The following is an 11,557-nucleotide window of genomic DNA, read 5'->3' as shown; positions in this document are numbered from 1 at the left end:
GGCGATGGTGGCTTGCATTGTGTCTGGTGGCGGTCAGCAGCCACGCAGCGACGCTGCGCGATGCAAACGATATCCAGCGGCTGGGTGGCTCGGGGCCAGCGGTAGCACTCGCTGATGGTGCGACGCTGGTCGTGGGCGATCGTGTGCGCACGGCCGCTACCGGACGTGCCGATGTTCGTCTTGCCGGCGTCGGCGATCTTGAACTGGGGAGCGACGCCGAGTTGTCGTTGCTCGCCCTGCCGTCGGCTGACGCGCCCGAAGCGGTGACCCAGGTGGCGTTGGCGTCGGGATATCTGCGGCTGCGCTGGCAAACGGACGTGTCACGGCAGGCGTGGCCGGTGGTGGTTGATCTCAGCGGCGTTCGGCTTAATCTCGCCCAGGGTGACTATCTGGTCGAGGCCCACCAGGGCCAGGCCTTGTTCTGCATCATTGCCGGCCGTGCTGCGATCGCAGTACGGGGTCGCCGGGCGCCCCAGGAGGTAGCGGGACGCAGCTGCCACCGCCTGCAGATCGGACAGCCGCCGCGGCCGCTGGCCTTCACCCCGAAAACCCTGACGGCTGCAACCGCGCTGCGACGGCTGGCGGTCTCACTGCAGGGTGGCGTGCCGCTGCCGGTGGCCACCAAGGCGCCGGAGGCCAGCCGCTCGGCCTCATTCGCAGCCGCGATGAATCGCGCCATCAACGGGACCCCGACGGTGCCCTTGCGGGTAGCTCGGGGGCCGGTGGCGGCCCCTGCGCCGGCACGGGGCTGGGTGGTGAATGCCGGGTCATTTCCGAAACGACCGCTGGCGGTCGCCTTTGGCGAGACGTTGACGTCACGGGGCTTCCAGGGCCATCGCATCGTCGCTGCAGATGTTGCCGGCAAGACCTGGTTCCGGGTGCAGTTCAGCGGGTTGATGGCGGTGGGCGAGGCGAAGGCTCTGGTCGCGCGTCTGGCACGTGAGGCCGAGGTCGAGAGCGCCTGGATCCAGACCCTGCGCTGACCCGGAGACGGCCGCTCAAGGGGTGTCCGTCGTCCGCTCGTCGACCTGCGTGACGCGCGCCAGTACGCCGAGCTTGGGACTGTCGAGATAGTGAAGTTCGTCGCGCCGCATGCGTCGGGTGTCGCGGAGTTGGTACTGGCGCCAGCCGTCCACCTGTTCTTCGGTGAAATGCAGGTCGACATCCAGGTGCAGGAAGCGGCTGCGCCGCAACGCCACGCTGCCCTCGAGTGACGACAGGCTCACCGGCAGCAGGGTGTCGGCGACCGTCACCGACATCGGCTCACCCTGTCGCAAACGCAGTCGCGGCCCCCGATCCGCCGGTGGCGCCTGCTGGATCCAGGCCAGGCGCGCCAGCGGGCGCAGATTGCGTGAGTTACGCAACCGCGCCCACTCGGTGTCGAGTCCGAACGCCGTGTCCGCCAGCACCGTGATGCCGCTGGCGGCAAGCGTAGCAGTATCGTCGATCGACAGGGCGCTGTCTGGCGGCGGCATGCGCGCAGCGTCGGCCGGCTCCGAGGGGGTTCGCAGATCGATGAAGACGATCAGGTCGACGCGGTAACGTTGGGTCTCGGCGTGTGCCGGCCACGCCAGGACAAGCATCAGGCAGAACAGCATGCGGGACATCAGGCGGGGGCCTCCGGACGGGGAGCGGGTGGCAGCGCGTCGAACAGCGGCATCAGGCGTTCGGCGCGGGTCGCCGGCTCGGCGAAATCGAGATAGACGTGCAGGCACTTCTGGCCCTCAAGCTTATAGCGCCGCGGATCGGTCTGTATCAGCTTGATCAGTTGCAGCGGATCAAAGCGGGGCGCGGACCCGAAATCAAGCGTGGCCGAACGCTCACCGATTCGCAGCCGTCGGAAGCCGCGGGTGGCCAGCGCAATTCGCAGGTTGGCTTGATCGAACAGGCGCTCGGCCGGCGGCGGCAACAAGCCGAAGCGGTCGATCATTTCCACCCTCAGCTCGGCCAGGATATCCGCACTTTCGGCTTCGCTGATTCGCTTGTAGAGGGTCAACCGGGTGGCGATATCGGGTACATAGTCGTCGGGAATCAGCGCGGCGATTCCGAGGTCGACTTCACACTCGCTGCTGCCGAAGGGGCTGTCGTCAAGGGCGCCACGCTGGATCGCCTTGACCGCACGCGCCAGCAATTCGGCATAAAGGGTAAAGCCAACCTCCTCGATCTGGCCGGACTGATCGTCGCCCAGCAGCTCACCGGCACCACGGATCTCAAGGTCGTGAGTGGCCAGGGCAAAGCCGGAGCCGAGATCGCCGAGACTTTCGATGGCATCAAGGCGCTTCTGCGCGTCGGCGCTGAGGCCGCGCAGGCTGGGGACCAGCAGATAGGCATAGGCTCGGTGGTGGCTGCGGCCGACCCGGCCCCGCAACTGGTGCAGCTGTGCCAGCCCCAGCTTGTCGGCGCGGTCGATGAGGATGGTGTTGGCGCTGGGGACGTCGATGCCCGACTCGATGATGGTGGTGCACACCAGAACATTGAAACGCTGGTGGTAGAAATCCAGCATCACCTGCTCCAGCTCGCGTTCGCGCATCTGGCCGTGGGCGACGCGGATACGGGCCTCGGGCACCAGTTCGCGCAGATTGGCGCTGAAGCGCTCGATGCTGGTGACCTCGTTGTGCAGCACGTAGATCTGGCCGCCGCGACGCAGCTCGCGCTGGCAGGCCTCCACCACCAGCGCGTTGTCCCACTCTGCGACGGTGGTCTTGATGGCGATGCGCGAGGCCGGCGGGGTGGCGATGATCGACAGATCGCGCAAGCCGGCCAGGCTCATGTTGAGGGTGCGCGGAATCGGTGTCGCGGTCAGCGTCAGCAGGTCGACGTTGGCCCGCAGATTCTTGAGCGTCTCCTTGTGGCGGACGCCGAAGCGGTGCTCCTCATCGACCACCACCAGGCCGAGCTTGTGAAAGCGGATATCGGGCTGCAGCAGACGGTGGGTCCCGATGATCACGTCGAGAGAACCCTCCTCCAGCTGCTTCAGCAGGGCGGTCTGCTCCTTGCCGGTACGCATGCGTGATAGCGCGGCCACCCGTAGCGGCCAGTCGGCAAAGCGATCGGCAAAGTTCTTGGCATGTTGCTCGACCAGCAGCGTGGTCGGTGCCAGCAGGCAGACCTGGCGTCCGGCGCGGGCGGCGGCGAAGACGGCGCGCAGCGCGACTTCGGTCTTGCCGAAGCCGACGTCGCCACAAACCACCCGGTCCATCGGCTTGTCGGAGGCCAGATCCGCCAACACCGCTTCGATCGCGGTCTGCTGGTCCGGCGTCGGCTCGAATGGAAAGCCGGCGCAAAAGCGCTGGTAGTCGTCATCGTCCCAGACGATTGGCTCGCCCGGCTTGGCCAGACGACGGGCCTGGATCTGCAGCAGCTCGGCGGCGACGTCATGGGCTTTCTCGCGTGCCTTGGCGCGTGCCTTCTTCCAACGCTCGGAGCCGAGGCTGTGCAGCGGCGCCTTGTCCTCTTCACTGCCGGTGTAGCGGTGGATCAGGTTGAGCGAGGCGACCGGCACATACACCTTGTCGCCGCCGGCGTATTCCAGCACCAGATATTCCGCCAGCGCGCCGCCGGCCTCCAGCGTGGTGAGGCCGGCGTAGCGGCCGACGCCATGCTGGACATGCACCACCGGTGAGCCCAGGTGCAGGCTGGACAGATCCCGTAGCAGGGTGTCGGGATCCCGCACCTTGGTGGCGCGCGCCCGGCGCACCACCGGCAGCGGCCGTCCGGTGAGCGCTGCCTCGCCGATCACGCGCCAGCCCGCCTCGGGGTGGGTCACCGCCTCGTCCACCGGCCCGAGGGTGATGGCGAAGCGGCTGGGGTCTTGCGTGAACGCAGGCCAGTCGGCCACCGCGCGGGGCACCAGCCCCTGGCGTCGCAGGCGCTCCAGCAGGGCTTCGCGACGTCCCGCGGATTCGGCCACGAACAGGGTTCGCAGCGGACTGTCCGCCAGCCGCGTCATCAGCGTCTCGGCCGGTTCGACCAGCGGCGCCAGCCCGGTCGGGGGTTCGACCCACTGGAATGCCGCCATCGCGCGACGCGCCACTGATGGGGGGAAGTACAGGTCATCCGGGCGCACCAGCGGCCGTGTCAGGTCGCCGGAATAGCGTTCGAAGCGATCCTGGATCTGCAGCCAGTCCTGCTCCAGCTGTTCGGCCAGCGGCGCCGTCATCATCAGGTGCGCATCGTCGGGCAGATAGTCGGCGAGGCTCGCAGTGTCCGTGTGGAACAGCGGCAGGTAGGCCTCGATGCCGCCCGGCATCTGACCCTGGCTCACCTCGCTGTAGATGCGGCTGCGCGCCGGGTCCCCGGGGAAATATTCGCGGTAGCGGCGACGGAAGCCGTCGATACCGTCGCGGTCGCTCGGGAACTCACGCGCCGGCAGCAGGTGAATCGCCTCGACCTTGTCCTGGCTGCGCTGGGTTTCCGGGTCGAAGGTGCGGATCGACTCGATGTCTTCGTCGAACAGGTCGATGCGGAAGGCCTGTTCCGAGCCCATCGGGAACAGGTCGATCAAGGCGCCGCGGACGGCGAACTCGCCCTGGGTCTGGACCTCGGAAACGGCGGCATAGCCGGCCGCCACCAGCCGCGCCCGGAACGGGTCAACCGCCAGACGATCCCCCACGCGAAGATCGAACCGGCGCCCCCCCAGCCAGGCCGCTGGCGGCAGTCGCTGCAGCCAGCTGTCGGCGGTGACCAGCAGCAGGGCCGGCTGCCGGTCCACCAGCGCCGCCAATGCGGCCAGCCGCTGCGACAGGACCTCCTGATGCGGCGAGAAGGGGTCGTAGGGCAGCACCTCGGTATCGGCGAGGTGAATCAGCGGATGGCGATCCGCCAGGAAGAATCGCAGATGCTCTTCGAGCCGGTAGGCCTGCTGCTCGTTGGCGGCGACCAGGACGGTCAGGCTGGGATGCGCGAGCGCGTGCTCGGCGGCGGCAAGGGCGTACAGCGGGATCGTCACGGCGGGTGGGTCGGAACGCGGGGTGGGGCGGCATTGTACGGGCCCGGTCCCGCAGCCGGGCGGTGTACGCGCTAGGCTGTCGTATCTGAAACTGGAGGAGCCCCCGATGTCCGCACCCAATACCCTGGGTTCACTGGCCCTTGCGGCTGCCCTTGCCGCCAGTGGCTGGTGGGTGGCCGACGGCCTGCGCGCACTACGCACCGCCGACCGTTACGTCACCGTCAAGGGCCTGGCGGAAGTTGAAGTGCCGGCCGATCTGGTGATCTGGCCGATCACTTTCGTCGAAGCGGCCAATGAGCTGCCGGCGCTCTACGCAACACTGGAGCGCAATGCCGAGCAGGTCCGTGCGTTCCTGCGCCAGCAGGGGCTGGAGGATGTCGAGGTGTCCAGTGGCCCGCCGCGGCTGCAGGACTTCCGCGCCGAAGCCTACGGCGATGCCAGCGCCAACCGTTTCCGGTATCGCGCCGAGACCACCCTGACGGTGCGCAGCAACGACGCCAAGGGCGTCAAGCGGGCGATGCAGAACGCTGGCGAGCTGGTGCGGCAGGGCGTGGTCTTTGCGGCCTACAGCCCGCCGCCGGAATATGTGTTCACCGGGCTCAACGAGATCAAGCCCCAGTTGATTGCCGAGGCCACCGGCAACGCCCGTCGCGCCGCGGAGCAGTTCGCCACCGACTCCAACAGCGAGGTCGGCGGCATCCGCAATGCCAATCAGGGGGTCATCACCATCTCCGACCGCGATGCCGGGACCCCGGATATCAAAGTGGTGCGGGTGGTGTCGACGGTGGAATACCGGCTCGACTGATGACGCCCGCGGGCGAGCGCTGAATCAGGTCCCGTCGAATGCTGCCCGCAAGGCCTCGTAGGCCTGTCGTTGCGCCGGCGTGTTGGCGGCCGGGGCATGGACCGCCAGCGTCACGATCTGGTCGCCGCTCGGCGAGCCGGGCAGACCGCGTCCTTTCAGGCGCATCTTGCGGCCGCTGCGGCTGCCGGCGGGCACTTTCAGTTCCACCGTTCCGCCCAGCGTCGGCACGTTGACGGCCCCGCCCAGCGCGGCGGTCCATGCCGGCACCTCGAGGGTGTGCTGGATGTCGCGACCGTCCACCGAGAAGCGCGGATCGTTGGCGAACTGCACCTCCAGCAGCAAATCACCGCCATGACCGCCCTGGCCACTCAGGCGAATGGTCTGACCGGCGGTGATGCCCTTCGGGATCCGCACCGACAGTTGGCGGCCATTGAGGGTCAGATTCCGACTGCGCCCCTCGAAGCTGTCTTCCAGCTGGATACTGAGGCTGGCGCGGCTGTCGCGAGGTGCGCGCGCGCCCTCGAACCCGCCCATGCCGCCCATGCCACCGACGCCGCCGCCGAACAGGGTGGAGAAGAAATCGGAGAAGCCGCCGCCTGCGGCACCCCCGAAATTGCCCTCCCAGCCGGGCGGCGGGGTGAACCGGGACCCCTGTTTCCAGTTGCTGCCGAGGGCATCGTAGGCCTTGCGCTTTTCGGGGTCGCTCAGCACCTCGTTGGCCTCATTGGCCTCCTTGAAGCGCGTTTCGGCATCGGGCGAGCTGTTGCGATCGGGGTGGAACTCGCGCGCCAATTTGCGATAGGCGCGCTTGATGTCGTCCGCACTGGCGCTGCGCGGCACCCCGAGAATCTTGTAGTAGTCCTTGTAGTCCATGGCGGCTGAAGCAGTGTTCTTGGAAATATCAGTGCAACAAAAAGGGGGCGCCTGATGGCGCCCCCCAGGTCGCGGCCAACCGGTTCGCCGGCGCCGACGATGACGGCAGTGTAGCCGTCACCAGACCCTCACGCCGTCAGTGGGTGACCGCGATGCGGCGGGGCTGCTCCTGCGCGCGCTTGGGAATCACCACTTCCAGCACGCCAAGTTTGCCGCTGGCGCTGACCGCCTCGGCATCGGCGGTATCCGGCAGCGTGAAGCGGCGATGGAATCGACCGTTGACGCGTTCGCTGCGTCGGTGTTCGATCCCGTCCTGCTCCACCGGTCGGGCACGGGTGCCGGACAGGGTGAGCACACCTTTCTCCAGCGTCACCTCGATACTGGCCGGATCGACGCCGGGAACATCGGCGTGAATCACGAAGCGGTCGGCGTACTCCTCAATATCGACCGGCGGTACCCAGTCAGCGGTGGCACCGCTGCTGGCGTCGCTGGCGGTGCGCTCGACGAAACGGTTGAATTCATTGAACAGCTCCCGGTGCAGGGTCCAGGGCTCATAGCGGATCAGACTCATGGGAACCTCCTTGAAGGGGTGTAACAGGTACCCCCTTGAAATGGGTGTGGCCTGGGCGTTTTCAAGAGTCGACGCCTCCGGGAATGCCGCCGCAGTCGTGTGACACCCGAGCGGCCGAGCATGTCGGTTTTGCTACGCTGCGGCACCCGATTGCGGGGCAGCCGACAGGGAGTTGCGATTCATGCGTTTTGAAGAGTACCGCCGCCATGACGGCACTGGCCTTGCAGCCGAAGTGGCCGCCGGTCATGTCAGCGCCGGCGAGCTGCTGCAACTGGCGTTGGACCGCTGTGCCGCCGTCAATCCGGCCTTGAACGCGGTGGTGATACCGATGACCGAGATCGCCCGGCAACGCGCTCTGGGGCCGTTGGACGGGCCGTTCGCGGGGGTGCCGTTCCTGATCAAGGATATCGTCCAGGATCATGCCGGAGTCCGCAGCACGCACGGGTCGGTCGCTTTCCGTCACCACGTTGCGCCGGCGCATGCCCACATGGTCGAACGCTGGCTGGCGGCGGGGCTGGTGATCTTCGGCAAGACCGCGATACCCGAGCTGGCGCTCAAGGGCTATACCGAGTCGCGCCTGTTCGGCGCCACCCGCAACCCCTGGGATCTGACGCGCACGCCGGGGGGGTCCAGTGGCGGTGCGGCGGCGGCGGTGGCGGCGGGCATCGTGCCGATGGCGGGCGCCAACGACGGTGGTGGATCGATTCGCATCCCGGCGGCTTTCTGCGGCCTGGTCGGCCTGCGGCCGGGCCGTGGTCGGGTCTCGGTCGGTCCGGCGGCTGCCGAAGTCTGGGAGGGTGCCAGCTCCGACGGCATTGTCTGTCGCAGCATCCGCGATGCTGCGGCCATGCTCGATGTGATGGCCGGCACCGCGGCGGGCGATCCCTACCGCGTGGCCCCGCCGGACCGGCCCTGGGCAGAGGCTGCACGCGAGGTGCCGCCGCGGCTGCGGATTGCCTACAGCACCCGCTCGCCGATCGGCACCCCGGTGGCACCGGCCTGCGCCGACGCCGTCGAGCGCACCGCTCAAACCCTGGCCCGTCTCGGGCACGAGGTCGAGCAGGCGGAGCCGGACATCGACGGTCAGGCACTGGCCCGGGCCTTCTTCGTGATGTACTTCGGACAGACCGCCGCGACGGTCGCCAGTGCGGTGGCCGCCGGCATCCGTGCCGCCGACTTCGAGCCCGACACCCGGGCACTGGCACTGATCGGCGATACCCTGTCGGCGGGCGACTATGTCTGCGCCCATCGTCAGTGGAATGATTTCAGTCGCGCCCTCGGGCGCTTCTACCAGCGCTATGACTTGTACCTGACCCCCTCGGTGGCACAACCGCCGGCGACGGTCGGCAGCCAGCAGCTGCCGGGCTGGCAGGCGACCCTGCTGCGACCGATCCTGGCGCTGGGCATCGGCCGGGCGCTGACCGCCAGCGGGCTGGTCGACCAGATGGCCGTGCAGCAGCTTGCCCGGGTCCCGTTTACCCAGCTCGCCAACCTCACCGGGACGCCGTCGATGACCGTGCCCCTGTTTCCCGATCCGCAGGGCCTGCCGACCGGTGTGATGTTCAACGCGCCGATGGGCGATGAGCACCGTCTGTTGCAGATCGGCGCCCAGCTGGAAGCCGAATACCCCTGGTTCGATACCCTGCCGCCCGAATGTCCGACGCCCTGAACCGCAGCCCCTGGCTGGCCGCACTGGCTGAACGTGAACCGGAATGGTTCACCGACGAGGCCCTGTGCCGGGCGGACATTGTCTGGCCTGCCGAGGTGCCGTCTGAACGCGCGGCAGCCATGCGCATCCTGCGGCGTGAGGTCCTGCGGGAACGTGCCCGCATCGCCGTGCGTGATCTCGATGGCCGGGCGCCGCTGGCCGAGACACTGTCGGCGCTCAGCGATCTTGCCGACCGCGCCTGCGAGATGGCACTGCAGGTGGCCATGGACAGTGCCATGCGGCGCTACGGGCGCCCGCGCAATCGGGTGGGGGAGGCGGTCTCGCCGGTGGTGTTGGGCATGGGCAAGCTGGGGGGCGGCGAGCTCAATTTCTCCAGCGATATCGATCTCATCTTCACCTATACCGAAGGCGGCGAGACCGACGCCGACGCCCCGCTCGACAACGGCGCGTTCTTCGCCAAGGTGGTGCAGGGATTCACCAGCCTGCTGGCCGAGCACACCGAGGACGGATACGTCTATCGGGTCGACTGGATGCTGCGGCCGTTCGGCAGTGCCGGCGCCCCCGCTGCCAGCTTCTCGGCGATGGAGGACTACTACCAGGTCCACGGTCGCGAATGGGAGCGCTATGCCCTGATCAAGGCGCGGCCGGTGGCGGGCGACGTCGCGGCGGGACACCGGCTGCTGGCCAGCCTGCGGCCATTCGTCTACCGCCGCTATCTCGACTTCGATGCCGTCAACAGCCTGCGTGAGCTGAAGCGCATGATCGAGGAGGAGGTGGCCCGCAAGGGGCTGGAGGACAACGTCAAACTCGGGGCAGGCGGTATTCGCGAGGTGGAGTTCATCGTCCAGAGCTTCCAGCTCATTCGCGGCGGTCAGGACGGACGGCTGCGTTCACCGCAGCTGCGGCCGACGCTCGAATATCTGGGGCAGGCCGGCATGCTGGATGCGTCCGTGGCGACGCAGCTGGATGCCGACTACGTGTTCCTGCGGCGCCTGGAGAATGCCATCCAGATGCAGGCCGATGAACAGACCCATCGGTTCCCGAACGCCGCCGCAACCCGCCAGCGTCTGGCCGAGGCGCTGGGGGCAGTCGACGGTACGGCGCTGGCCGCAACCTGGGCCGACGTGCGGAACCGGGTGCGGGCGCAGTTCAACGAGGTGTTTCAGGAGGAGGTGGCAGAGGACACGGCGCTGGCGCGATTGGTCTCGGTGCTGTGGGAAGGGCGGCTCGCGGCTGACCAGGTGGCGCAACGCCTTCACGAGGCGGGCCTGCGGCCCGCCGAGCCGCTGGCCAATGAACTGCGTGCGCTGGCCACCGATCGGCACCTGCGACTGTTGCGTGAGCGCACCGTCGAGCGGCTGCGGGTGTTGGTGGCGCAACTGCTGCAGGAGTCGCTGGCGCTGCCGGAACCGGGGATCGCGGCGCGGCGGGCGCTGGGAATTGTCGTGGCCATCATCGGTCGTGCCACCTACATCAGCTTGCTGCGTGATTCCGCCACGGCACGGGCGCAGCTGCTCAAGCTGGCGGCCGCGAGCCCCTGGCTGAGCGACTACATCGCGCGCACGCCGGCATTGCTGGACCAGTTGCTGGACCCGCGTGCGCTGTATGCGCCGCCTGAACGTCAAGCGTTGGAGGCCGACCTCGCCGGCCGTCTGGCCCACCTGGCGCCGGAGGACCCGGAAGCGTTCATGAATACCCTGCGTCGCTTCCAGAAGGAGATGACCCTGCGGGTGGCTGCGGCCGATCTGGTGGAGGCCTTGCCGCTGGTCCAGGTGAGCGACCGCCTCACCTGGCTGGCCGAAGTCCTGTTGCAGGCGGCACTGGCGCAAACCATGGCGGACATGGCCGTCGAGTATGGCCAACCTAACCGTTCCGATGGCACACCGGCAGGCCTCGGCGTGATCGCCTACGGCAAGCTGGGTGGCATCGAGATGGGCTATGGGTCGGATCTGGACCTGGTGTTCCTCCATGATGCCGACGACCCACAGGCCGATACGGTGGGGGGCGCGCGTCAGCTCGATGTCGCTACCTGGTTCGCCCGCTGCGCCCAGCGCCTGATCAGCGTGTTGTCGGCTCAGACCGCCGCCGGCAGGGTCTACGAGGTCGACCTGCAGTTGCGGCCCAGCGGCAATTCCGGACTGGTGGTGACCTCATTCCGCGGCTTCGACACCTATCAGCGCTGCCAGGCCTGGACCTGGGAGCATCAGGCGCTGACCCGTGCCCGCTTTCTCTGTGGGCCGTCCGCGCTGGCAGCGGCGTTCGCCGAAACCCGACGATCGGTCCTGGCACAGCCGCGAGACCCGGCTGTCCTGTCGCGGGAAATACGCGACATGCGGGCCAAGATGCGGGCCAACCTCGACCGCAGCGATGCCGAACACTGGGATCTCAAGCAGGGTCGCGGTGGGCTCACCGACGCCGAGTTCATCACCCAGTATCTGGTGCTGCGTGAGGCGCACCGCGCGCCTGATGTCCTGCGCTGGTCGGACAACTGGCGGCAGCTGGACGCGCTCGCCGGGCTGGGGGTGATTGCCCCCGCCGACAAGGAGGCACTGATCGCGGCCTATCGCCAGTTGCGCCTGGAAGCCCACCGGCGCGCACTGCAGAACGACGACCATCGGGTCGCCGCCAACGCCTTCGAAGATGCGCGAGCGGTGATCAGCGCGCTATGGCAGCGGCTGCTCGATTGACCGG

General features: G+C 68.1%; 8 protein-coding genes. 4 read left to right on the top strand and 4 right to left on the bottom strand.

Translation table 11 applies throughout. The features are described 5' to 3' along the window. Window positions 1-26 precede the first annotated feature (26 nt). Window positions 27-983 carry an SPOR domain-containing protein gene (locus JN531_RS15840; RefSeq protein ID WP_228349822.1) on the top strand — a complete coding sequence of 319 codons (957 nt, stop codon included), beginning with the start codon at window positions 27-29 and terminating at the stop codon, window positions 981-983. A gap of 15 nt (window positions 984-998) precedes the next feature. Here the strand turns inward: JN531_RS15840 and JN531_RS15835 are convergent, their stop codons facing one another. Continuing rightward, window positions 999-1,607 (bottom strand): CsiV family protein, encoded by a 609-nt coding sequence (locus tag JN531_RS15835; protein ID WP_228349821.1) that lies wholly within the window; start codon window positions 1,605-1,607, stop codon window positions 999-1,001. Continuing rightward, complete coding sequence (gene mfd, locus JN531_RS15830) at window positions 1,607-4,948, bottom strand: transcription-repair coupling factor (protein ID WP_228349820.1); 3,342 nt, start codon at window positions 4,946-4,948, stop codon at window positions 1,607-1,609. Before mfd ends, JN531_RS15835 begins: the two co-directional genes overlap by 1 nt. 106 nt (window positions 4,949-5,054) lie before the next feature. Here mfd and JN531_RS15825 point away from each other — a divergent pair, with 106 nt between their 5' ends. Next, window positions 5,055-5,753, top strand: a complete 699-nt coding sequence (locus JN531_RS15825; protein ID WP_228349819.1) for an SIMPL domain-containing protein — start codon at window positions 5,055-5,057, stop codon at window positions 5,751-5,753. A 24-nt stretch (window positions 5,754-5,777) separates the two neighbouring features. Here JN531_RS15825 and JN531_RS15820 read toward each other — a convergent pair whose 3' ends face one another. Beyond that, window positions 5,778-6,626, bottom strand: coding sequence for a DnaJ C-terminal domain-containing protein (locus JN531_RS15820; RefSeq protein ID WP_228349818.1), 849 nt, complete (start codon window positions 6,624-6,626; stop codon window positions 5,778-5,780). A 136-nt stretch (window positions 6,627-6,762) separates the two neighbouring features. After that, window positions 6,763-7,197: an Hsp20/alpha crystallin family protein gene (locus JN531_RS15815; RefSeq protein WP_228349817.1), complete on the bottom strand. Its 435-nt coding sequence runs from the start codon at window positions 7,195-7,197 to the stop codon at window positions 6,763-6,765. A 181-nt stretch (window positions 7,198-7,378) separates the two neighbouring features. Here JN531_RS15815 and JN531_RS15810 point away from each other — a divergent pair, with 181 nt between their 5' ends. Together JN531_RS15810 and glnE are read left to right on the top strand one after the other, a co-directional pair. Continuing rightward, entirely contained in the window at window positions 7,379-8,866 is a 1,488-nt protein-coding gene (locus tag JN531_RS15810) for an amidase (protein WP_228349816.1), read from the top strand. Further along, window positions 8,851-11,553, top strand: coding sequence for a bifunctional [glutamate--ammonia ligase]-adenylyl-L-tyrosine phosphorylase/[glutamate--ammonia-ligase] adenylyltransferase (gene glnE, locus JN531_RS15805; protein WP_228349815.1), 2,703 nt, complete (start codon window positions 8,851-8,853; stop codon window positions 11,551-11,553). The genes JN531_RS15810 and glnE overlap by 16 nt, the downstream gene beginning before the upstream one ends. The last annotated feature ends 4 nt before the right edge of the window (window positions 11,554-11,557 follow it).

Origin of the sequence: Flagellatimonas centrodinii (assembly GCF_016918765.2) — a bacterium.
Lineage (GTDB): Bacteria > Pseudomonadota > Gammaproteobacteria > Nevskiales > Nevskiaceae > Polycyclovorans > Polycyclovorans centrodinii.
This window is presented reverse-complemented; position numbering and strand designations above follow the sequence as displayed.

Bases quoted from the DNA above. Each gene is read 5' to 3' on its own strand.
- JN531_RS15835 (WP_228349821.1), bottom strand. From the start codon at position 1,607: ATGTCCCGCATGCTGTTCTGCCTGATGCTTGTCCTGGCGTGGCCGGCA.
- JN531_RS15825 (WP_228349819.1), top strand. From the start codon at position 5,055: ATGTCCGCACCCAATACCCTGGGTTCACTGGCCCTTGCGGCTGCCCTT.
- JN531_RS15820 (WP_228349818.1), bottom strand. From the start codon at position 6,626: ATGGACTACAAGGACTACTACAAGATTCTCGGGGTGCCGCGCAGCGCC.
- JN531_RS15815 (WP_228349817.1), bottom strand. From the start codon at position 7,197: ATGAGTCTGATCCGCTATGAGCCCTGGACCCTGCACCGGGAGCTGTTC.
- JN531_RS15810 (WP_228349816.1), top strand. From the start codon at position 7,379: ATGCGTTTTGAAGAGTACCGCCGCCATGACGGCACTGGCCTTGCAGCC.
- glnE (WP_228349815.1), top strand. From the start codon at position 8,851: ATGTCCGACGCCCTGAACCGCAGCCCCTGGCTGGCCGCACTGGCTGAA.